This is a genomic window from Pseudophaeobacter leonis (assembly GCF_002087335.1).
Lineage (GTDB): Bacteria > Pseudomonadota > Alphaproteobacteria > Rhodobacterales > Rhodobacteraceae > Pseudophaeobacter > Pseudophaeobacter leonis.
The window spans coordinates 1-21,526 of sequence record NZ_MWVJ01000105.1 but is presented as its reverse complement, the minus strand read 5'-3'; the positions used below and the strand labels follow the sequence as shown (position 1 = coordinate 21,526).

The following is a 21,526-nucleotide window of genomic DNA, read 5'->3' as shown; positions in this document are numbered from 1 at the left end:
CCCTTTTTTGTGTAAGTTACCAATCCAGCTTAAGGCCGCGGGCCTGGGCTGCATTGAGGGCGTATTTTTTGGTTTGGCTGAAGGCGTCAGCCATCTCTGTCTGGTTTTCTGGATCGGTGATCTGTGCAAATTGTGCCGCAACGGTTTCCGGCGTGTTGGCCTCGTCCAAAAGCGTAATCCCCGGGGTCTCGTAGATCCGGGTCTGGGTATAGCTTCCGGCACCTGCGCCCAGGATAACATGACTGGGGGCATCCTCTGACACGAGATACAGCAATCCCGGCGTGATGGTTTCAGGGGCGAGCAATGCGGCGGCTTCCGGGGGCAACAGGTTTTCTGTCATACGGGTGGCCGCAGTCGGCGCCAGCGTATTGACGCGAATGTTGTCGCGCGCGCCTTCCAGATGCAGCACATTCATCAGCCCCATCATCGCCGCCTTAGCCGCCCCATAATTGGACTGACCAAAATTGCCATAGAGACCAGAGGCAGAAGAGGTGAAGACCACCCGCCCATATTGCTGGGCGCGCATGATGGGCCAGCAGGCATGTGCAACGTTGGCTGAGCCAATCAAATGCACATCCACCACCTTGCGAAAGGCCGACATCTCCATTTTGGCAAATGTTTTGTCCATCAGGATGCCCGCGTTGTTGACGCAGATATCGATGCGCCCCCACAGATCCATTGCCTGCGCCACCATGTCGTTGACGCCTGCTTCGTCGGAAACATCACAGCCATGCGCCATGGCCCAGCCGCCCATCGCCCTGATCTCGGCCACAACGGCCTCTGATGCCTCAGACGTAGCGCCGGTGCCGTCCTGCGACACCCCCAGATCGTTCACGACAACCCTGGCACCGCGCGCCGCCAGCCCAAGCGCATGACTGCGCCCAAGGCCGGTCCCTGCGCCCGTCACAATCGCGACGCGTCCGTCAAATCGAATGTTATCCATTAAAATCCCCTGTTGGCTGCAACCTTCTGTGCTTGATCGCTACAGTCTAGCCAGCCATTTGGCCCAGACCAGCGCACGTTTCATTTTAAATCCCATATCAAATTCATCAGTCCTCCCGAAAGCCCCAGCAAACAGCGCTGCAATCCCGGCGGCAAGCGCCCCCTCCCCCACAAACGCACCCCACAATCGCGACCAAAATGCGGACTTACGTTCCGCTATGCAGAATGAATTGACGAATTGCGATTGACATCAGGCGACGCCACGTCCCAGTTTTACGAAAAAAGGGACGAGGAATTATCACGATGAAAGCCATGCTAAGCCAAGAGGTCGGCGGACCAGAGACCTTGACCCTGCAAGAGATGCCCTCACCAGAGCCCGGCAAAAATCAGGTCCGCATCCGGGTCCATGCTGCGGGTGTCAATTTCCCCGACACACTAATCATTCGCGATCTGTATCAGGTGAAACCCCCTCGCCCCTTTGCTCCCGGAGGTGAAATCGCCGGTGAAATTGACGCGGTCGGCGCCGGTGTCACACACCTAAAGACCGGTGATCGGGTGATCGCCCTTGTGGGCTTTGGTGGCTTTGCAACAGAAGTCGTCGCCGATGCCAGCCGAGTGGTGCAAATTCCGGACAGCATGCCCTATGATGAAGCCGCGTGTTTTATTCTGACCTACGGCACCTCGCATCACGCGCTGAAAGACCGCGCCGCAATCAAGCCCAGGGAAACATTGCTTATTCTTGGCGCCGCTGGCGGCGTGGGTGTTGCAGCCATCGAGCTTGGCAAAGCCGCCGGGGCGCGGGTTATCGCGGCTGTTTCATCAGAAGAAAAGGCGCAGTTCTGCCGCGATCTGGGGGCAGATGAAACGCTGATATACTCGCGTGAGATGGCAGATCGTGCGGCACAAAAAGAGTTCTCCAACCAGATCAAGGCCCTGTCTGGCCGCGGCGGCGTTGATGTTGTCTATGATGCGGTTGGTGGTGATTACGCCGAACCTGCCCTGCGGGCGCTGGCCTGGAAAGGTCGATATCTTGTGGTTGGGTTTCCCGCAGGCATTCCCAGCATTCCACTCAATCTGACACTGCTGAAGGGCAGTCAAATTGTCGGTGTCTTCTGGGGGGCTCATACCGTGCAGGAACCGCAGAACCATATTGAAAACATGGGGGACCTCTTTGGTCTTTATGGCGAGGGCAAAATCAAACCGAGGATCTCCGCAACCTATCCGCTGGCGCAAGCCGGGGAGGCCTTGCAACTGCTGCAGGATCGCAAGGTTTTGGGCAAAGTAGTGGTGACAATGGACTAGGCAGGCAAACGCGACTGCCCCTGTGGCGCAAACCGAATGCCCAGCCATGCGCGGCACTCGCGCCCGCCACGTCCCTTAAAGACCGAGTGCATTAAGGACCCAGTAAAGAACGCGCAGATCCTGCACGTTGCTGCATCACCTGGAAGGAACGGAACAATGTCCCCGCTACAAGACGCTCTGCAACAAAGCGAAGCCCTTATTGGAACAGAGGTCGGCGTCTCAAATTGGATCACTGTCGACCAGGCTATGATCAATGATTTCGCCAAGACAACGCGGGATGATCAATGGATTCACATTGATCCAGAACGCGCGGCTAAAGAAACGCCCTTTGGCGGCACCATCGCCCATGGGTTTCTGACATTGTCGCTTGCCAGTCGGTTTGCCTATGATTGCTTTGCCATGCTGCCGGGGCAAGAAATGGGCATCAATTATGGCATGAACAAGCTGCGCTTTTTGATGCCGGTTCGCGCCGGCTCACGCCTGCGTGGCCGCTTTACCTTGCAGGACGTCAGGGCCCGCAGCGAAACCGAACTGTTGCGCACCAACATTCTTACGGTCGAAATAGAAGGTCAGGAAACGCCAGCGCTTGTTGCAGAATGGCTTGGCCTTGCCATTTTCAAAAAGTGACCAGCATAGAGGGCTTACAAATCTAAGGGACAAGAAATGACAGATTTTACATTTAACACGACGCCATCCATCCGCCAGAGCTTTGGCGGTGCTGCCCGGCTGGGGGAGGTGCTCGAAAATCTGCCCTTTGCGCAGGAGAGTCGTGACGCCCTGTTTGTGACAGACCCGGGAATTGTGAAGCTTGGCCTTTGCGCGCCTGCCTTAAACAGCCTTCGGGACCGCGGGTTTAACGTGACCGTTTTTGATGCCGTTGAGCCGGACCCAAAGGCAACAACCGTGCTTGCGGCTGTTGAGATAGCCAAAGCAAACAACGTGGCTTGTGTCGTCGGTTTTGGCGGCGGCAGCTCGATGGATGTGGCCAAGGTCATCGCGCTGCTTGCGGCCTCCGACCAGCCCATCGAGGCAGCATATGGCGTCAATCAGGCGACAGGCACCCGCCTTCCACTGGTCCTGGTTCCAACCACGGCTGGCACCGGCTCAGAGGTCACTGCGGTTTCGATCCTCACAACAGGGACAGAAGAGAAAAAGGGCATCGTCTCGCCGATTATCCTGCCGGACATTGCCCTGCTCGATGCAGAGCTGACACTTGGACTGCCACCGCATATCACGGCCGCAACCGGCGTTGATGCCATGGTGCACGCGATCGAGGCCTATACCTCCAAAAGCCCCAACAATAACCCGATCTCAAAGGCCCTTGCATTGCAGGCGCTTGATCTGCTTGGTGCGAACATTCGCACCGCAGTCCGCGATGGGTCAAACATTACGGCGCGTGAGAACATGCTGCTTGGGTCGATGCTGGCAGGGCAAGCCTTTGCAAATTCTCCTGTCGCGGCGGTGCATGCCCTCGCCTATCCCATCGGCAGCCTTTTTCATGTGCCCCACGGGCTTTCCAACGCCCTGGTCCTCGCCCAAGTGATGCGCTTCAATGCCCCCGCGTGCGCGACAGCCTATGCCGAGCTAGCGCCGCTTGTTTTCCCCGACATTGCCACCAATAGATCGCCCGAGGAGATCTGCGATGATTTCATCGAACAGCTTATTCAACTCAACGTGGATCTTGGCCTCGAAAAAGGCCTGCGTCAGGTCGGAATTTCCGAAAGCGATCTGGACCGCCTTGCCTCAAATGCCATGAACCAGACACGCCTTCTGGTGAACAACCCCCGTGAGGTAACGCTGCAAGACGCGCGCCAAATTTACGAAGTTTCATTGTGATGCGGCGCGCGCGAAACCCACCCTCAACACAAGGCTGCATATGTCTGAACTGAAATCTCCTAATGAGCAGACGTTAAAGTTTCACGTTCCATTGACCGTTGACGAGTTGCGCGGTGAAGGCATCCCCAAGCCCTGGACCTATGGCGTCAGATATCGCACGACCTTTGGAGAGCTGGACGCGCAGGGGCATGTCTCCAACGTGGTGTATCTCAGGTGGTTCGAGGCGTTGCGTATGCAATATTTACGTGACTACGGTTGGCCGGAATACGCGACGCGCGATGGCACCCCCATGGTGCTGCGTCGCAACGAGGTCGACTATCTCAAGGTGATCAATCTCTCACAAGACATCATAGTGACGGGGCGCACGACCCGCGTAGGCACGAGCAGCTGCGTGATGGAATATGCTGTCTGGAGCAATGGGTTATGTGCGACCGGGGCCGCCGTGCTGGTCTTTCTTGATAATGACAATGCCAAATCTGCAATCCCTGTGGCGTTGAAAGCGAACATCTTGGAACGCGACCTAAATCCTGAGAGCGATTGCTGTGAGCTCCCCCCGAAAACCTGATGCTGATGTGATGCCCTCCCACTGAAATGGACCGGCGCCATAATTGGAAAACGGAGGATCAAAGATGGGCATAGCCCCTGGTTTCCCAGGCTCAGGACTTCGGTAACCGTCATATTCTGGCTATGAGACCAGAGCCTAGTAACGGGCCTTGATATGAGCTCAGTTTATCAAACGAAAAGGCCTGACGCTCTTGTGAGTGCCAGGCCAAGTCTCCGTAAACAGACAGAAACCTTAGAAGAGGTAGTTTAACCCTACCTGTAAACGATGGCTTTCGTAGTTGCTGCCAAGCGAGCCGGCATAACCGCCGTAAAGAACAGATTCCCCGTTGCCACCGGCGGCCAGCTGAGTTTCAAACCCGAGCTTAATATCGACCCATTCGTCGTCCACACCCTGAACAGGCAAGACTGCACCGGGCAGGCCGGTAAACCCGCTTTGAATGGCCAAGTCACTGCCCGAGGCAAAGGTGTATTCCACCCCACCTGTAAGAGTTGTTCCGCCGCCTTGGCTCGCAAGTTGATACTCTCCGCGCACCCCAACTGACCCAAGGAAAAGGTCACCGGACAAACCATCTACGTCCAAATTCCAGATGCCCGCTCCGGTTTCGGTGAAACCATCGACCGACACATCATAATATTCGACAGATGCGGTGGGGCCCCAACGCATCGCGCCCAGGTTCTGCATGTATTCCGCCTGCAGAGCACCGAAGACCTGAGAGCCGTCAGTGCTGCCAATTGCGCGCTGGCCAAGAACATTTCTGGTCGAGTCGTAGGACGTGTCCTGATAGCCAAACGCGGCCTTGACCAAGCCCCCGTCACCAAAGCGAAGTCGACCAAATGCTGTCAGCGATACACCGGATGCATCGATATCACCGAGACCGTTTGGCACGTCAGCACTGCCGTCCATAACACCGAGCATCACGCCCCATGATGCGTCTGGATTCACGCTCTTCTCAACACCGATAGAGAGGGAAGAAACGTCAACATCATAGCCAACAGAACCTGCGGTCGCGTCATAGCTGGCCTGACTGACGCTAAGCGACATGAGACCAGTCCAGCCATCTCCCATCTTCCAGCGATCAACACCCTGATTTCTACTCACGCTTTCGCTGCCGCCTTCTGATTGAGACGGGAGGTTGAATACGGTTTCAACCTGTCCCGAGACATTTCAAAGCCGAGGTTTGAGAATGCGGGGGCAAAGCTATAGCCAGTGCTGGTCAGTGCGACACTCCGGTCAGCCGCGCTCATGGCCATCAGATCAGAGATCGCCGTCTGATACCCAGCCGCATTGCCGAGATCGTAATATGGCACATTTGCTGCCGCATCCAGGTAGCCCGCGAGTTTGAATTCATACAGCGATCCCGCGCTGCTTACGATCGGAGCAAAACTAGGCACCAAGCGCACGGTGAATTCGCCACCGTCGACATCTCCTACAGTCATGGTAAAGTTCAGGTTCGCGTTTCTGAGATCCTCGACAGCATCAACGGCGAACAAACCGTTTGCATTTGCAGCGGCCACGATCTCGTCCGGCACCAGGCCACCGTCAACATAGCCCAGATCAGCGACATCAACGCCCAAGGTTGTCGCCAATTCGGTCAGGCGCGCATTGAGGTTTGCCGCAGTATCCAGTGTTCCGTAGGTCCAGCCGCCGTTTGCATGGTTGTTCCAGGCAACAAGAGAGGCCTCGTCAGTTGGATCCGCGTTGTCGTCCCAGAAAAGACCGTCAGGCGTCATGGTGTCGTCGAGAAAAGCAGTCCCGAAGTTTGCGACATATTCGGCATTGCTCAAGGCGCCAAACTCAAGTGTGTCAACATTGGACGTCAGAGCCAGCGGAGCCCGGCCGCTGGAGAAAAATCCGATCTCGCCTTCCTGACCGCCAGCTCCAAAAAGGCCATCGGGCAGTCGGGCCCCCAGCCCGATACCGGTGGCACTCTGATTGAACAGGACTGCATCGGCGGGATCCAGGGCTCCCATCAGATTGCCGTCTACGTCAAGTAGTTGCAGGGACAGGCTTGTAATCCTGGCACCTGTAAGGTTCGAGGTCTTCCCAAAGGTGAAGTAGTCAACCGATGGATGCGTTGCGCTCGAAACGGTGCGCAGACGCATATCAAACGCCCCTCGCCCCGTAAGCTGCGTCTTGACCCGCTTTCCTGAGCCGCCCTCTGAATCGCAATACACATCCGGCTTGCTGGCCATAAAGCAGTTCGTAACATCTCCTCGCGATGAGAGGGCAGTAAAGTCAGTAATGATCTCTTCAAAAGGATCTACGTAGATAAATCCGCCAGAGCCGTCCGGAACGCGGGTGCGGGTAAACGTAACCGCCTTGCCTCCGGGCTCCAAAACTCCTTCGGCCGGGTCAGAGAAGACCAGCCCGTCTCCGCTCGTCCCGATCAAAACGTCGTCGGCCAACAAATCAGCCGAAGCCAGGCTGGCCGTGAGAACCAAAAGAGCCGCAGGTGTAACTGTGCCTAGCATCCATTTTTTGCAATGTGAGTTCATTTCAAGCAGTCCCTTGTTTTCTTTTGTCAAAACGGATGGTTTTGAAGAGCTCAGTTAGAACGAACAATGCATTCATATTTTGATATATGTCAACAAATGCCAGCTTTTAAAACATATCCACCACCGCATGTGTCTTTTGGGGCTCTGTTGGCAGTGTGCGACAACATGCCTTGGTTGGAAAATGTAATGCCTCAGAGTTCGTTTTTATCCGGCGGACCGCAAAAATATTCAAATTCTACAGCTTGAAGTTCTCCTCATAGCTTTTAGCGCAGGCTTTGGTCGGCTGACTGCTCCAGCAGAAACGCACCGCTCCCTGGCCGACAGCTCCCGGCCTGCGATTTACGCACCAATCTCAACCGCCACCGCAGATCGCCCAGGCTCTCCCCCAAACAATTTGTCATCGCCAACGCCCCGCATCATCACTTTTAAAAAGATACGCCGTCGTACACTAAGCAATTCCAGTGGCGACCGCCTTCCGCCTTCGACAAGCGCTCGGTTTTCTTGACACAATGTCCGCTGCCTTTTGAATGCACTGGTTTGATTCAAAGCAAGGTATGTCGCCATGGCCTAGAATATGCTCCACTGACGTTGTCGATTTCGGGGCGCTTGACCATGAGAAAAAAGACTAGCCTAATGTTCACCGCCGCAGCGATCCTGCTTGTGGGTGCTGCGGTGTATATGTTCGTTTCTGAGAACGGCGCGGAGTGGCCAGCTGGCTTTGTGCAGGGCAATGGGCGGATTGAAGCGGAACAAGTGAAAATCGCCCCCGCCAGAGCCGGACGGGTGTCGCGGGTCATGGCGGCTGAGGGCAGTTTGGTCTCCGCCGGGGCCATCCTGGTCCAGATGGACACGGATGAGCTGTCCGCGTCACATGATCGTGCCAAAGCTGAGGTTGCACTGGCACGCCAGATGAAAGCTGAAGCTGAAGCCCTGGTCGCCCAGCGTCAGAGTGAACAGCGCCGGGCAGCCCATGAACTCGACCGTGCCACGGCGTTGCTGGCAGGGCAGAACATCTCCGAGACTGTCTTTGAGGACCGCGAAACCGCACACCAGGTTGCCGAAGCAGTGTTGACTGCAGCCAGGGCCCGAGTTGCAACCTCCGACAGTCAGATCGCGGCTGCCGAGGCTGAGGTGCGCCGCATTTTCGCTCAGATCGAGGATAGCTCACTTTTCGCGCCGGTGTCGGGGCGTGTGCTTTACCGGCTGGCGGAGCCGGGAGAAGTCGTCGGCGCGGGCGCGCCAATCCTGACGCTCCTCAGTCTCGAAAACGTCTATATGGAAGTATTCCTCCCGGCCCGCGAGGCGGGACTGTTGCCGATTGGAGCCGAGGCCCGCATCGTGCTTGATGCCCTGCCGGATTTCGCCATTGCCGCAACCGTCACTTTTGTCTCCCCAGAGGCCCAGTTCACACCCAAACAGGTCGAGACCCTAAGCGAACGCGAGCAATTGGTCTTTCGCGTCCGCGTTCGTATCCCTGAGGATCTTGTGGAGGATCGGATTGCCCATGTTAAGACCGGGCTTCGTGGCATCGCCGTGATCCGGCTCTCTCCGGGGAGCATATGGCCAGAAGCGTTGCAGAGGCGCATTCCGCCTGAGTTATTCCAATGAGTACCGAGCGTGCTGCATCCGGAATTCGCGTTGAAGGGGTCACGCATTGCTATCGTAAGCATACCGCGTTGGATGCGTTGTCGCTGGCCCTGCCTGCCGGTCGTCTCATCGGGCTCATCGGACCGGATGGGGTCGGCAAGTCAACGCTGCTGAGCCTGATCACCGGCGCAAAGAAATTGCAAACTGGGACGATCGACGTTCTTGCGGGAGCAATCGACGACCCGGTGCACCGGCGCCGTATATGCTCGGCCATTGCCTTCATGCCACAGGGGCTGGGCCGCAATCTCTATTCGGAACTGTCGGTGCGCGAAAATCTGGAGTTCTTCTCACGCCTCTTCGGGCAGAGCGAGGAGGAGCGCGACATCCGGATTACGGCGCTGTTGTCGGCAACAGCGCTTGAGCCCTTTGCAGACCGGTTGATGGGCAAATTGTCAGGCGGCATGAAGCAGAAGCTTGGGCTCTGCTGTGCACTGATCCATGACCCAAAGCTGCTGGTACTGGACGAACCGACGACCGGTGTCGACCCGCTGTCACGTCGTCAGTTCTGGGCCCTGATTGCCGCCATCCGAAAAGACAGCCCGGAGCTCACAGTCCTTGTCTCGACGGCCTATATGGAAGAGGCACAAAGCTTCGACTGGATCGTTGCGATGGATGCAGGACACGTACTCTTTCAGGGCAGCCCGGAGGATTTGAAAGGCGAGGCCAAAGATCTCGAAGCGGCTTACCGGCAGCTTCAGGCGCGTGGAGAGCCGCACCCCCTGCCCGATGAAGTGCCCCTAGGCCAGGTCAATGCAGACCCTGTGATCACCGCCCGCAGATTGACACGGCGCTTCGGCGATTTCACTGCGGTCGACGGCGTCGATTTCTCTATCCACCGTGGAGAGATCTTCGGCTTTCTCGGATCGAACGGCTGCGGTAAGTCGACGATCATGAAGATGCTGACGGGCCTGCTACCCGCAAGCTCGGGTGAGGCGTTGCTATTCGGCAGACCGGTTGATGCGCGCGACCTCGATATGCGCCGCGAGATCGGCTACATGAGCCAAGCATTTTCGCTCTACGGCGAGTTGACCGTTCATCAGAACCTGCAGCTCCACGCCCGCATTTTCGCAATCCCAGACCGGACAGCGCGCATCAACGAACTGATGGGGCGCTTTGGCTTGGACTCGCATAGCAATTCGCTGGCCGCGACGCTGCCGCTTGGCATCAAGCAGCGCCTGTCGCTGGCCGTCGCGGTGATCCACCAACCGCGCGTGCTCATCCTGGACGAACCGACTTCGGGCGTGGACCCTGAGGCGCGCGACTCGTTCTGGGCCCTCCTGGTCGAGCTTTCGCGCAAGGAGGGCGTGACCATCTTTGCCTCGACCCATTTCATGGCAGAGGCTGAACGATGCGACCGGGTGTCGTTCATGCACGCAGGCCGGGTTCTGGCTGAGGGGACGCCCGGCGATTTGATCGCAGCACATGAGGCGGACAGTCTGGAAGGCGCCTTTATCGCAGTATTGGAAGCTGCAGAGCCACCGGCGCGCGTTATCGCCCCCAAAATCACGGTTGACGCCACGAAGGCCGGGACCGGTGGCAGCCTCGGGCGCACCTTGGCCTACGCACGGCGCGAGACGGTCGAGGTGCTGCGCGACCCAGTGCGCCTCGCCTTTGCGTTCCTGGGGTCGGCAATCTTGATGCTGGTCTTCTGCTTTGGCATTTCCATGGATATCGATGAGCTGGATTTCGCGGTTCTCGACCTCTCGCAGAGCCCCGAGAGCCGCGCATATATCGCTGAGATCTCGGGGTCGCGCTACTTCAAGCCCACACAGCCCTTGGCCAGCGCTGCGGAAGGCCGCAGCAGATTGGCTGCGGGCGACGTCTCGCTGGTCGTTGAGCTGCCACCCGATTTCGGGCGCAAGTTGAGTGCGGGCGAGCAGACTGAGGTGCTCGCGATTGTAGATGGTGCGATCCCCTTTAAGGGAGAGACGGTGGAGGGATATGTCACAGGGTTGCATCAAACGTTTCTGGGCGTGCTTGCCGACAGCAGCGGCAGCCAACAAACCGCGATTGCCCGGGTCGAGCCGCGGTTTCGCTACAACCAAAGCTTCGAGAGCATCGCCGCGATGGCTCCCGCTATGCCCGCGATCCTGCTCATCATGTTGCCGGCCGTTCTTATGGCGGTCAGCGTCGCGCGGGAAAAGGAGTTGGGCTCGATCACCAATTTCTATGTGACCCCGACAACACGGCTTGAATTCCTGATCGGCAAACAGATCCCCTATATCGCCATCGCTTTTGCGAATTTCCTGCTGTTGGTCTGGATGACCATTGTGATCTTTGGCGTACCGCTGAAAGGAGATCCGTTCCCGCTTTTGATCGGCGCCTTCTTGTATGTTTGGGCGACCACATCCTATGGGCTGCTGATAGCGACCATGACGTCAAGCCAGGTGGCTGCAACCTTTGCAACGGCCATCGCCTCGGTTGTGCCGACCATTCAGTTCTCCGGTCTGTTGCAGCCAGTCTCAACGCTTGAAGGAGGCGCTCAGGTTATCGGTTCACTTTGGCCGTCGTCCTACTTTTTGCACTTGAACGTCGGTGCCTTCACCAAAGGACTGGGCTGGGAGGCGCTCGCTCCCGACATTCTCGCGCTCGCCTGCTTCGGCCCGGTGTTTACCGGGATCGCAGCCCTGTTACTGCGCGCGCAGGAGACGTGAATGCGACGATTGCACAGCATTTTCTGGCTTGGTCTGAAAGAGATGATGAGCCTGCGCCGGGACTGGGTGATGATGGCCCTGCTGGCCTGGTCCTTTACCTTTTCGCCGGTTATGGAGGCGACCGGGGTCGCGACCTCGGTCAACAACGCATCGATTGCATTTGCGGATGAGGATAAATCACCCCTTTCGCGGACGCTTGCTGCGGCTTTCTTTCGGCCAGAGTTCCAGCCTGTCGTCCAGATCACACCGGGGTCGGGAGCCACACAGATGGATGCGGGGCGGTTCCTGTTCGTCGTCGCCGTGCCCCCCGGATTTGAGAAGGATGTTCGCGCCGGTCGTACTCCGGAAATTCAGGTTCTGATCGACGCAACCGCGATGGAACAGGCCGGGATCGGTGCAAGCTATATCAGCAACATTTTGAACGCCGAGATCAGCCGCTTTGCGATCGGAGCAGATCTATTACCCGCGTCCCCGGTCGAGGTTATCCTGCGAAGCGCCTTTAATCCAAACCGCGACACCGTACGTTTTGCCGGCATCGTCGCGCTGATCGGCCAGATTATGTAGCTGACCACTATTCTCACGGGTGCCGCCATGATCCGCGAGCGCGAGCACGGCACGATCGAGCACCTGCTGGCAATGCCGCTCACGCCTTTTGACATTGCGATGGCCAAGATCTGGGCCAACGCCGCAGTGGTCCTGGTCGCGACGGCACTCTCACTGACATTTGTGCTGCAGGGCTCACTGGGGATAAGCATCTCGGGGTCGAAAACTCTGTTTCTTCTCGGCACGGCTCTGTTTCTTTTTACTGCGACGGCATTGGGGGTCTTCCTTGCAACCCTGGCCCGCTCAATGGCGCAGTTTGCGCTCCTGGTGATGCTGACGGTCCTCCCAATGCTGATGCTGTCGGGAGGTGAGACACCAATCGAAGGCCAGCCTGCCTGGCTGCAGATCGGAACTCTGATCCTTCCGTCTCGTCACTACATGTCAGCCAGCCAGGCCGTCGTCTTCAAGGGCGCCGGGATCGAGACCGTCTGGCCGGAATTTTTATGGATGGCTCTACTGGGCACCACCCTCTTGACTACGAGTATCCTGCTCTTCAGGCACGGTCGCGCAAGAGAATTAAGATGCATTGTTAAGTCGGGGTCGAGACCCGGCGGCGCGTAAACAGCCGCGAGCTGACCGAGGTTGTTTGCCACAAAGGGCGAAATGACATTGTAAGCACGATTTCAGCAAGGCGGTCGTTCGACATGAGCGCGGCGAATTCACAGTTTGGGCTGAAAGAGATCCGCAGACCGCACTCAGACGGGGACGGCTCGAACAGGTAAACTTGCGCAGTTGCTTAGTTTGACTGAGGTCAATGCACGTGTGGCTCCCTAGAGTAATCTCCAATCAACGATGTCTTGACGTCGGATACTAAGAACAAGCATCGCGAGTGGATATGCGTTTCAGCCTTACTAGATCATTGGGATATTTGGTCGGCGGGCTGTGGACAGGCTGGGGCGGACGCAAGCGCATTGAAGCCAAGCAACTCCGGAATCTGCGGCGTCTCGTGGAAAAGGCGCGTCGCGATTCTCCCTTGTTTCGAATGCTCTACGCGGATTTGCCACGATCAAGAGAGATTAAACTGCGTGACCTGCCGGTGACCCGCAAACCCGATCTCATGAGGGAATTTGCCAGCTGGCTGACGATCCGGTCTCTGCCACTGGAGCGGGCTCGCGGACATCTTCGCGATATCCGGAAGGTTGGCGTGCCGATCGACGATGTCGCCGTTTTCCAAACCTCGGGGACATCGGGCGAACCTGCAGTCATCGTCTTGTCCTCATCCTTCGTGGAATATGCCTATGGAATTATGATGGCACGCTTCGAACCTTATCATTGGAAGCTCATCCGGGATGTCCGCAAGCTCGGGGTGAGGGTGACGATCACTGGCGGACACGGTCACTTCGCTGGAAACGGGTTCAACAAATTGGTACAGCGGCTGTATCCGGTTCTGGCAAAGGGATTGGGTTTAACGGTCATCGAGGCCGAGCAGCCGATTGATCGCATCGTTGCGAGGCTCAATGCGATCTCGAACGTCGCCTGGGTCGTGACCTACCCCAGCATGCTGAGCATCCTCACCAAGGAAAAAGAAGCCGGACGGCTGCAGATTGCGCCTGCGCTCTTCACCACAGGGGGAGAAACGCTCACGGACGATCTTCGCGTGCGGGTCGGGCGGGCTTTCCCCTCGCTAAAATACGGAATTAGCGACCCCTATGGCAGCACAGAGTGTCTGGCGCTTTCGTTCGAGTGCAGCCATGGGCGCAAGCATGTGAACGAAGACTGGGTCATCCTGGAGGCGGTAGACGAGGCGATGCAGCCCGTTCCCGATGGCACTTTGTCGGCGACAGTGTTGCTGACGGTGCTCGCCAACGAGGTTCAGCCTTTCATCCGATACGATCTCGGCGACTGTGTGCGCTTCCATGAAGAGCCCTGCCCCTGCGGATCACCATTTCGCAGTTTTCAGGTGCAGGGACGCCAAGCGACGCTCGTTCGTATAGGCGAGGTGGCGCTGTCGCCGCTTGTTTTTGATCTGGAGCACGAGCGCGCCCGACGTATCCAGTTGGTCCAGACCAGTGACAAGGAATTCGAAGTGCGCATACAGCTAGCCGATGAGGCGGCGGCAGAGCCTGTCTTTCGAGAGGTCATCGCGTCGGTGAAGCAGGTGTTTCGCGAAAACGGCTTGGACGAAGTGACGGTACGGGAAAGCGAGGCATCGCCCGAATTCACCGCCAGCGGCAAGTTCCATCATGTATTGCCCTTGCGTCGCTCTGGCTCAGTCACGTGAAATAAACCGCTATGCGCCGTTACGTCCAAGAGAAGCAAATCGGCTTCAAGCGGACTTGCGGCGCTAGCAGCACCAGAACCGTCGCGCTGAAGCACTGCATTGGGCGGTCAATGACGGTTGCCAGCCCCTTACAGCCGGTCATCGATGCGATGTGTGCAAGCGCAGCAAACGACACCAAGGGCGGAAACCAGTCATTCGCCGCAGGCGCTCGCAACTTCCCGTCGATTGATGGAAACGGTCATTTTGGGCTGGAGGAACTGTTGTCCCTGCTACAATCAATTCCATGTTTAAATGAGTGCAGATTGCGTAGTTTGCAAAGCTGTGCATATCGCCCGAAGCAGACCACGAACAGTGCACAACACTTTGGTTGCAGCGTGCTCTAGGCTTTCCAACTATTCCTTTTATGGAGACCTTCCTCTTGGCACTGTCCAAGGTGGGCATGCAGCCTCCTTGAGGATTTGCCCCGGTGTACTAGTGATTTCCAAGCAGTAACTTCAAAATATCCGACTGATAGATAGATTTTTCGGCCGTGTAAGCTGTGCCACCTTGCTCTAAGTCCGCCTTGTTGTACTTCATCAGTTCATCAATGACATATGCATAGGCCCGGCCTTGTTTTTCTAGAACTGCCGGTCGCACGAGATTGTTCTCGTAGTCGGCGGTTGTATGATAGTATCGGGTGCCCGTCGCCCATCCTGCCGAAATCACCGCCGCATCGAAGTATGGGGGATGAAAATTGGTCTCGTCACTGGCAGGGTCAGGGTAGACAAACTCCATGGTGGTAATGTTGTAGAGCGTCGCAGCCTGCTGAAACAAATCGGTCAGAAGTGGGCTTCGGTTTGTCACCATAAGCATCTGCGGCGTCATCACATTCGTGGGGATACTTGAGATCCACCCTTCGTCCAGTTCCTGGACCATGCCTGGCTTTTCCGGGCGCAATACGACGAGAAGATCATTTTCCATAAGATCCCTGTTCGCCTCAACAAACTTGTCAGTGGCTCCGACCCCTGGGTTTTCGTGATCTCCGACAAACAAAAAGATCAGGCCGTGCCGTCGCGCGTCAGCCGGGAGTGCAGCATAGTGCTTGGCCATTGCCATCTGCATTGCAACACCGCCTCCGTTGCAGTGCTGCGCATACAGAAAACCATCAATGTGGGTGATGTGTAGAATGTATTTGCCGCTTTGTCCGGGTAACACCCCATAGACGTTGTAAGAATATCGTTTGTCTGGGCCTTGTTCTTCGCCTTGAACATCCAGGCGCATCCGAACTGGTTGCTCTGGAGTTGCGCGGTCCAGCAGTTTGCGGAGGTAGTATCCGTCCTGATTATTGATAACCGTCCAGGGCAAGGCCAGTCAAAGGTTTCCCCCCGCCGATGGCCCCGACGCGGGTCGCAACAACAGAGGCATTGGGCACATCTGACCAAACGACGACGCCAACTGGGAGGCCATACTCACCAATTGCGATACGGGAATAGGCGGTCCGGGCGCTGTGGAACAACCCTCCCGGTAGGCCACGTGTCCGCAGCAAAACGATCTTATTGGTCAGGTCTCGCCCATTTAGTTCTGCTGCGGTGCCTTCACCAACAAAAATAACCTCGGCCTCAACCCCGCCTTTTGGTGTCGTCGCAGATTGATAGGCCGTAAGCGCGTTGGAAAAACTGTAGGTCTGACCATCTTTAAAGCCGGAAGCCGCCGTGACAGTCAATTCCAAGTGCTCCAGATGCCAAAGGGGACGCCGGGCTGGCACCAGATCCTTGCGGACATCAGCAAAGCCAAAGGCCTTCAGCTGCTCCTCAACATAGTCTGACGCCTCGCGCTCATATTTGGTCCCCTGAACACGGCCCCAAATCAGGTTTCCGTCGTTCTTCGATTTAATCGAAATCCCGGTTAGATGGTCCAGATATTCTGAGATGTCAGCAGCCAGGATCGGGGCTCGGGGATCAAAGCGGGGATCCAAAAGCTGGGGGGACTGTGGAATATCAAATGGGTGAAGCAGGCCGGACAACTCCTGCGCCCGCTTGTCGTGCCATTTCCTCAGGGGTCAAAAACGAGACAGCGCCAAGGCTTTTTATCAATGCCTCAGGACTGTCTGCCATGCGCTGGTCCGACAAAGCAGTCGTGTCTTGCGCCGCTGCCGCAGACAGCCCTAGAAAAACCAGCCCAGACATGAGCATCAAAGGTTTGAACAATATGGATGCCTTCATGAGAAACAGCTTCCTTTGAAGTTCTATAATTTGAGCGGGTATTGCATTCGCAGTGTCAGACCGGGATAAATTTCACGGAGTATGGCGCCCAACGATCCTTCCATGGCCGTGCTTGCTCCAGTTCAAAGGCCAGCTCATAGAGCATTGCGTCATTTCCGGCTGCTGCCTGGAACTGTGATCCGATTGGCATGCCGCTTTTGGTGTCCCAGTTCAGCGGCACCGACATCGCGGCGTGGCCCGAAACGTTGGCGGCAGCAGTATAGGCGAGCCCCGACTGCAGGAAATTGAGCAGATGATCGTTTACGAGATATCCTGGTGACAACGCGTTGGTATCAATAGAGACAAATGGCATCAAGGGCTGAGCAATACGTCAATGTTCTTGAACAGCGCGTCGAACAGTCCGGGAACTTTCTGCAGATAGGCCGCTCCGGCGGCCTGATCTTCAGCAGAAAAGCTGCTTCCCCACTCGATCAGCGAGGCCGTAAAAGGATCAAGCAGGCCTGACTCACCTGCCGAAGCCCCAGAGATGGATCTTGCCTGTTCTGCCACGACACCAAACTGGCGCAGGAACGCGCCGTTGAAATTGCGAAAGAATTCTTCCTGGTCCACTGGAATTATTGCATCGACAACGTCATGACCGAGGTCGCGCAGCAGCTGAACCGTGTTTTCCTGCGCTGCTGCCACGGCCGGATCAACAGCAATGCCACCACGTATCATCGGCGCATAGCCAATTTTAAGACGCCTATTGGCAGGCCCCGTGACCAGGCCAATTGCCGGAAACGGTCCATTCGGGTCTTCAGTGTGGACAAGCAGAGCTGCGCTGTCGCGTACCGTCCTGCTGATCGCTTGGTTGGTTTTCGTCGCACCGTGTACCCCGCCGGCCTCGCCCGGCAGCATCCGCGCCCGACTTGGCTTAAAGCCAAATAACCCCTGGGCGCAGGCAGGCAGTCGGTTCGGGCCGCCGCCATCGGTGCCATGCGCCATTGGCACCATACCCGACGCAACCGCCGCCGCCCGAACCGCCGCTGGACCCCAGCGTCGACTTGGACAGATCCCATGGATTGCGCGACAGTCCAAAAGCCATATTATTGGTAACAAGGCCAAGCTGCGCAAACTCAGGCACATTGGTCATGGCAATGATATTCAGGCCAGATGCTTCGACCCCATCGACATACATGACGTTTTCGGCAGGCGTATTCGTAAGCATCATACGCGATCCGTCAGTTCTGCGAACGCCGCCCACGTCGACCATGTCCTTGACCATAATGGGCATTCCGGCAAATACCGTATCCTTTGATATCGTCTCGGCCTTGTCAAACGCGCGTTCAAAGGTTCGCGTGGTGACCGCATTCACGATCGGTTCAAGAGCCTCAATGCGACGGATCGTGATCTCAACCGCTTCACGCGCCGAGATATCACCCGTTTTTATCAGTTCGGCCATTCCAAGAGCGTCGTAACCAATAAGCTCGTCGAGATATTTTGGTGCGGCAGCGGCTCGTTTAATCTGAGCAGGAACAAATACAGCACCGACCAGTGCTCCGGCGGAAGCTTTGAGAAGGGCTCGTCGTGTCAGCATATTTCTCTCCCATTCTGCGCCATCGATTTCAATCCAAGGATCATGGAACGGGTATTGATTGTCCAATGCTATTTTGCGTTTCCAATGCTTTGGGCGCTGCCAAGTGAGGCCCAGAACCAGATGGCAACGAAGCCCGCATTGTGGCCCCAAGACCCGAAAAATGCTGCACGATATGTCTAACGGCAGGTTTGGCGAAGCCGCAGCGCAACATTCGGCAATCCGCTCAATGTCGTGTGTGGATGGCTCCTCCATTTCAAGCGATTTTTGTGATTGCGATCATCCGTCAGTACAGTCGTGTGTCTCGCTGCCCGGCAGGCGATTGCGGAGCAATCTGCCGAGAGGGGCCTGTTTACGAGGCGATTGCCACTGGCCCTCCCTCTCAGCGATGCAAGCATCGCCTGCCGGGCAGTGGATGAGTTCCGCAAGCAAGGTTCCTCTCGGCTCAACGACCTCTGTGGGCCGCGACATTGGTCGGAGCGTCCTGACTTTTGGTTGACTTCATTTCGCATCATCACATCAAGCGCCTTGCAGCCCTGGGCAGGTTGACCCGATCAGACAATCGGCTGCCGGTATTCCTTTCGTTTGGTTCGCATGGCCCAGATAATCCGGGCGGATTTGTTGGCCATGGCAACGGTTGCCAGCCGGAACGGCTTCTCCGCGAGCATTTTTGCGGTCCAGATGTCTGAGCTGCTGCCGGACCCGGAAGACCATGGTGCACCCTGCACATCTTTGCTCTTCACCGGCACAAAGCGCATCGAGGAGCGTAGCGCTGCCTCGCAAATCGCTTCAGCAGCATCATTCTTCTGGCGCTTGACCTGCGCTGTCAGCTCCATGCTCTTGGAATACATTTTTCGCCAAATCGAGTCCGACTGTAATAATATCCGACATGGCCGCTCGCCTTTCTGTGGATCATTGCAGCCCCACCTTGGCACATCGATTCCGTCGGGGGGGGATACATCATCAAAGCCGTATCTCTTTGGGTTTTTTTCTGAATTCTTAAGGAGTGCGCCCTAAAAAAAGAATGCCTATTGCAACTTAGTGGAGCGTTTAAATGTTCAGGAATATGCCTATAAATACAAGATTGCTCATTTCTGGTATTACGGCAGTGTCGTCTATCGTATTTCTAGCCAGTCTGTCAATCTATAGTCTTTGGCAGAGTGAGCTGGAACTGGAACGGCAAATTTCAGTAACTGAGGCGGTGCGCCAAGAATTAAATGCAGGCCTGGAAAGTGAAAGAATGGAAGGGGTTGTCGTTTACAGCCTGCTACAGGGCGAACAGTTATCCGCTGCGGATCAGGCGGCGCTGGCGGAGCAGCTCGTACAGGAATCACAGGTCTTCATGACCTCGCTCAAGGCGCTGCAAGCTGTGCCAACCTCACCTGAAATCTCGGCCCTGGCCGAGATAACCATACCTCTGGCAGAGGAGTTCATTGTCTCCAGCCAAGCTATTCAGACCTTGGGGTTCCAGGATAATGGGGCCGCTCTTGCGGCTCTGCCCGCCTTTTTTGAGGAGCGTGCCCTCTTGAAGAAGGATCTTCATACTCTTCAAGTAGACATCGCAGAATTCGCCCGCACGTCCGCTCTGGCCGCGCGGGCACATGATATGAATTTGCTTTATAGCCTGCTGGGTATCTCTGCCCTGACCATTTTGGTGGTGCTTCATAATGCGCGTAAAACAACGCTGACGATCACCAGACCTATTGAACGTTTGCGCATAGCCCTCAGAGATGTTGCCGAAGGGAATTTTGAGATAAGAATCTCGGACCGGATGCGCCAAGATGATTTTGGTGAAATTGCCCATGATATTGATTTGGTTACTGCACGTGTCGTGGAAACCCTCGCCGAACAAGATGCCAGACGTGCCGTAGGTGAAGGCGTTATTGCGCGCCTTGGGAGCGGGTTGCAAAACCTGTCGAAAGGAAACTTCAGTGATCGTATTGCCGAAGTTTTTGACGATGAATACGAGCCCCTACGCGTTGATTATAATGGAACCGTAGATAACCTGAATGAATTGATTTCCAAGGTTGTTTTGGCCAGCAAGGGTATTCAGGGCCGGTCCAGCGAAATCCAGGATGCGTCGGAGGATCTGTCGACGCGCACCGCCAGCCAGGCGGCAACGCTCGAGGAGACTGCGGCCGCGCTGGAACAGATGGCCACCAGCGTGACTACAGCAGCGCAAAACACCAAAGAAGTCGAGGACGCTATGGCGATAGCGCGCAGTGATGTCGAGCACAGCGGGCGTGTTGTTGAGGGGGCTATTGGCGGCGATGAATGAAATCGAGTCCTCTTCCAGTCGCATTTCGCAGATCATCGGTGTGATTGATGACATCGCCTTCCAGACCAATCTCCTGGCCTTGAATGCCGGGGTCGAAGCGGCACGGGCAGGCGAGGTCGGACGGGGCTTTGCTGTTGTTGCCTCCGAGGTTCGTGGCCTGGCGCAACGCTCTTCTGAAGCAGCAATGGAGATCAAAATCCTGATCGGGACCAGCTCGGCCCATGTTCAGGATGGTGTGCAGCAGGTTGACGGAGCCGGTAAGGCGCTGGAAGCCGTTGTCCAGCAAGTTGCCCAGATATCAGAGCTGGTGTCCGGTATCTCTGCGGTCTCTGCCAATCAGGCGACGGGTATCAACGAGGTCAATATCGGCATGTCTCAACTGGACGAGGTTACCCAGAAAAATGCGACCATGGTTGACCAGTCGAACTCTGCTATCCAGTCTTTGAACGCCGAAACACTTGGGCTTAATCAGCTGGTTGGTCAGTTTGTGTTGCGGGAAGGGCAGGATCAGGCCGCAGAAGAAGCCGATTGGCAGGACACCGCGTCTGAGGCGCATTATGCAAGGGCTGATGACGATTTCGATCGCCGATGCAATGTGCTCCGGGGATGAACTGCTCGCTCGTTCGGCCTGAGCCCTTGGCGGCGATCAAACATCTTACGATGTGTCGGATAGAAGCCGGGTGCGCCCTGTTCTCAACAGCTTTGAGCTGTGGGCAGCACATTAGACTGAGCGACGCTTTTCTTGGCGCGTTCTCTGGGCCTTCCCAAAGCGTTCACGGCGCTTGGGGAGACCTCTACTCACACGGCCTTAAGGCAGATGGTGACGAACTGTTCTCCCGGTCCTGCTTTTCCGATTGAGCATGCGCATCGCAATACCCCGTTCCGACCTCAATCAGTCGAAAACAACCCGGATGCGCGCAGGGCTTCTTCGGCATCCCGCGCCCCTTTACCAATGTCAGAGAATACAACGCAAAAACGCCCGCCGGTTTCCCGTGGGCGCATTTCGTGATGATATATATCTGATCGCATATAGCTGAGTTAAGCGTCAAGTGGGTTTTGTGATCAGGGCTCTTGAGCGAAGGTGCCGGAACGGTCCGGTCCGGGCCCTCAAAGGGCTTCTCGTAACCCATTCACGACATTCGTGCCTAGCGAATCATTGGCCGGAACTCAGGCAAAATGGGCGAATTTTGTTGAAAAACTCTTCTTGAT

18 protein-coding genes and 2 pseudogenes are annotated in these 21,526 nt (G+C 56.5%); 10 read left to right on the top strand and 10 right to left on the bottom strand.

Going from position 1 to position 21,526, the window contains the following annotated elements; translation table 11 throughout:
* Positions 1 to 16 precede the first annotated feature (16 nt).
* A complete protein-coding gene (locus tag B4968_RS19570) occupies positions 17 to 943 on the bottom strand; it encodes an SDR family NAD(P)-dependent oxidoreductase (RefSeq protein WP_083100989.1) in 927 nt (308 codons plus the stop codon).
* Positions 944 to 1,245: 302 nt separating this feature from the next.
* Here B4968_RS19570 and B4968_RS19565 point away from each other — a divergent pair, with 302 nt between their 5' ends.
* The 4 genes from B4968_RS19565 to B4968_RS19550 all read left to right on the top strand — a co-directional run bounded on the left by B4968_RS19565 (position 1,246) and on the right by B4968_RS19550 (position 4,645).
* On the top strand, positions 1,246 to 2,244 hold the full coding sequence (locus tag B4968_RS19565; RefSeq protein WP_083100988.1) for an NADPH:quinone oxidoreductase family protein: 999 nt from the start codon (positions 1,246 to 1,248) through the stop codon (positions 2,242 to 2,244).
* A 156-nt stretch (positions 2,245 to 2,400) separates the two neighbouring features.
* The gene (locus tag B4968_RS19560; RefSeq protein WP_083100987.1) at positions 2,401 to 2,871 is read left to right on the top strand and encodes a MaoC family dehydratase; all 471 of its coding nucleotides are present in this window, start codon (positions 2,401 to 2,403) and stop codon (positions 2,869 to 2,871) included.
* Positions 2,872 to 2,907: 36 nt separating this feature from the next.
* A complete protein-coding gene (locus tag B4968_RS19555; protein ID WP_083100986.1) occupies positions 2,908 to 4,080 on the top strand; it encodes an iron-containing alcohol dehydrogenase in 1,173 nt (390 codons plus the stop codon).
* A 91-nt stretch (positions 4,081 to 4,171) separates the two neighbouring features.
* Entirely contained in the window at positions 4,172 to 4,645 is a 474-nt protein-coding gene (locus tag B4968_RS19550; RefSeq protein WP_161492619.1) for an acyl-CoA thioesterase, read from the top strand.
* 231 nt (positions 4,646 to 4,876) lie between these two features.
* Here B4968_RS19550 and B4968_RS19545 read toward each other — a convergent pair whose 3' ends face one another.
* Complete coding sequence (locus tag B4968_RS19545) at positions 4,877 to 5,686, bottom strand: autotransporter outer membrane beta-barrel domain-containing protein (protein ID WP_161492618.1); 810 nt, start codon at positions 5,684 to 5,686, stop codon at positions 4,877 to 4,879.
* 53 nt (positions 5,687 to 5,739) lie between these two features.
* A complete protein-coding gene (locus B4968_RS19540; protein WP_161492617.1) occupies positions 5,740 to 7,116 on the bottom strand; it encodes a choice-of-anchor F family protein in 1,377 nt (458 codons plus the stop codon).
* A 636-nt stretch (positions 7,117 to 7,752) separates the two neighbouring features.
* Between B4968_RS19540 and B4968_RS19535 the strand changes: the two genes are divergently transcribed.
* The 4 genes and pseudogenes from B4968_RS19535 to B4968_RS19520 all read left to right on the top strand — a co-directional run bounded on the left by B4968_RS19535 (position 7,753) and on the right by B4968_RS19520 (position 14,265).
* A complete protein-coding gene (locus tag B4968_RS19535) occupies positions 7,753 to 8,748 on the top strand; it encodes an HlyD family secretion protein (protein WP_083100982.1) in 996 nt (331 codons plus the stop codon).
* Positions 8,745 to 11,441, top strand: a complete 2,697-nt coding sequence (gene rbbA / locus B4968_RS19530) for a ribosome-associated ATPase/putative transporter RbbA (RefSeq protein ID WP_083100981.1) — start codon at positions 8,745 to 8,747, stop codon at positions 11,439 to 11,441. The genes B4968_RS19535 and rbbA overlap by 4 nt, the downstream gene beginning before the upstream one ends.
* Positions 11,442 to 12,605, top strand: a pseudogene (locus B4968_RS25930) (ABC transporter permease).
* Between the two features lie 274 nt (positions 12,606 to 12,879).
* The gene (locus tag B4968_RS19520; protein ID WP_241525882.1) at positions 12,880 to 14,265 is read left to right on the top strand and encodes a phenylacetate--CoA ligase family protein; all 1,386 of its coding nucleotides are present in this window, start codon (positions 12,880 to 12,882) and stop codon (positions 14,263 to 14,265) included.
* Between the two features lie 471 nt (positions 14,266 to 14,736).
* Here the strand turns inward: B4968_RS19520 and B4968_RS19515 are convergent, their stop codons facing one another.
* The 6 genes and pseudogenes from B4968_RS19515 to B4968_RS23240 all read right to left on the bottom strand — a co-directional run.
* On the bottom strand, positions 14,737 to 15,609 hold the full coding sequence (locus B4968_RS19515) for a Zn-dependent exopeptidase M28 (RefSeq protein WP_161492616.1): 873 nt from the start codon (positions 15,607 to 15,609) through the stop codon (positions 14,737 to 14,739).
* Entirely contained in the window at positions 15,587 to 16,267 is a 681-nt protein-coding gene (locus tag B4968_RS19510; protein ID WP_083100979.1) for a hypothetical protein, read from the bottom strand. The genes B4968_RS19515 and B4968_RS19510 overlap by 23 nt, the downstream gene beginning before the upstream one ends.
* 254 nt (positions 16,268 to 16,521) lie before the next feature.
* Positions 16,522 to 16,818: an amidase family protein gene (locus B4968_RS25375; protein ID WP_083100977.1), complete on the bottom strand. Its 297-nt coding sequence runs from the start codon at positions 16,816 to 16,818 to the stop codon at positions 16,522 to 16,524.
* A complete protein-coding gene (locus B4968_RS25370; RefSeq protein ID WP_161492615.1) occupies positions 16,818 to 17,450 on the bottom strand; it encodes an amidase family protein in 633 nt (210 codons plus the stop codon). The genes B4968_RS25375 and B4968_RS25370 overlap by 1 nt, the downstream gene beginning before the upstream one ends.
* Positions 17,380 to 18,108 carry an amidase family protein gene (locus B4968_RS25365; RefSeq protein WP_161492614.1) on the bottom strand — a complete coding sequence of 243 codons (729 nt, stop codon included), beginning with the start codon at positions 18,106 to 18,108 and terminating at the stop codon, positions 17,380 to 17,382. The genes B4968_RS25370 and B4968_RS25365 overlap by 71 nt, the downstream gene beginning before the upstream one ends.
* A 647-nt stretch (positions 18,109 to 18,755) precedes the next feature.
* Positions 18,756 to 18,930, bottom strand: a pseudogene (locus tag B4968_RS23240) (IS110 family transposase); the annotation flags it as partial.
* A 163-nt stretch (positions 18,931 to 19,093) separates the two neighbouring features.
* Between B4968_RS23240 and B4968_RS25360 the strand changes: the two are divergent.
* The gene (locus B4968_RS25360; protein WP_139792928.1) at positions 19,094 to 20,317 is read left to right on the top strand and encodes a HAMP domain-containing protein; all 1,224 of its coding nucleotides are present in this window, start codon (positions 19,094 to 19,096) and stop codon (positions 20,315 to 20,317) included.
* Positions 20,265 to 20,927, top strand: coding sequence for a methyl-accepting chemotaxis protein (locus B4968_RS19475; RefSeq protein ID WP_083100972.1), 663 nt, complete (start codon positions 20,265 to 20,267; stop codon positions 20,925 to 20,927). The genes B4968_RS25360 and B4968_RS19475 overlap by 53 nt, the downstream gene beginning before the upstream one ends.
* Before the next feature lie 184 nt (positions 20,928 to 21,111).
* On the opposite strand, the gene B4968_RS26435 is transcribed toward B4968_RS19475, so the two are convergent.
* Positions 21,112 to 21,252: a DUF8602 domain-containing protein gene (locus tag B4968_RS26435; RefSeq protein ID WP_490362860.1), complete on the bottom strand. Its 141-nt coding sequence runs from the start codon at positions 21,250 to 21,252 to the stop codon at positions 21,112 to 21,114.
* Positions 21,253 to 21,526 lie beyond the last annotated feature (274 nt).

Coding starts and splice junctions, on each gene's coding strand:
- B4968_RS19570 (WP_083100989.1), bottom strand. CDS start 943: ATGGATAACATTCGATTTGACGGACGCGTCGCGATTGTGACGGGCGCA.
- B4968_RS19565 (WP_083100988.1), top strand. CDS start 1,246: ATGAAAGCCATGCTAAGCCAAGAGGTCGGCGGACCAGAGACCTTGACC.
- B4968_RS19560 (WP_083100987.1), top strand. CDS start 2,401: ATGTCCCCGCTACAAGACGCTCTGCAACAAAGCGAAGCCCTTATTGGA.
- B4968_RS19555 (WP_083100986.1), top strand. CDS start 2,908: ATGACAGATTTTACATTTAACACGACGCCATCCATCCGCCAGAGCTTT.
- B4968_RS19545 (WP_161492618.1), bottom strand. CDS start 5,686: ATGTCGCTTAGCGTCAGTCAGGCCAGCTATGACGCGACCGCAGGTTCT.
- B4968_RS19540 (WP_161492617.1), bottom strand. CDS start 7,116: ATGCTAGGCACAGTTACACCTGCGGCTCTTTTGGTTCTCACGGCCAGC.
- B4968_RS19535 (WP_083100982.1), top strand. CDS start 7,753: ATGAGAAAAAAGACTAGCCTAATGTTCACCGCCGCAGCGATCCTGCTT.
- rbbA (WP_083100981.1), top strand. CDS start 8,745: ATGAGTACCGAGCGTGCTGCATCCGGAATTCGCGTTGAAGGGGTCACG.
- B4968_RS19520 (WP_241525882.1), top strand. CDS start 12,880: ATGCGTTTCAGCCTTACTAGATCATTGGGATATTTGGTCGGCGGGCTG.
- B4968_RS25375 (WP_083100977.1), bottom strand. CDS start 16,818: ATGCCATTTGTCTCTATTGATACCAACGCGTTGTCACCAGGATATCTC.
- B4968_RS25370 (WP_161492615.1), bottom strand. CDS start 17,450: ATGGCGCATGGCACCGATGGCGGCGGCCCGAACCGACTGCCTGCCTGC.
- B4968_RS25360 (WP_139792928.1), top strand. CDS start 19,094: ATGTTCAGGAATATGCCTATAAATACAAGATTGCTCATTTCTGGTATT.
- B4968_RS19475 (WP_083100972.1), top strand. CDS start 20,265: ATGTCGAGCACAGCGGGCGTGTTGTTGAGGGGGCTATTGGCGGCGATG.
- B4968_RS26435 (WP_490362860.1), bottom strand. CDS start 21,252: ATGCCGAAGAAGCCCTGCGCGCATCCGGGTTGTTTTCGACTGATTGAG.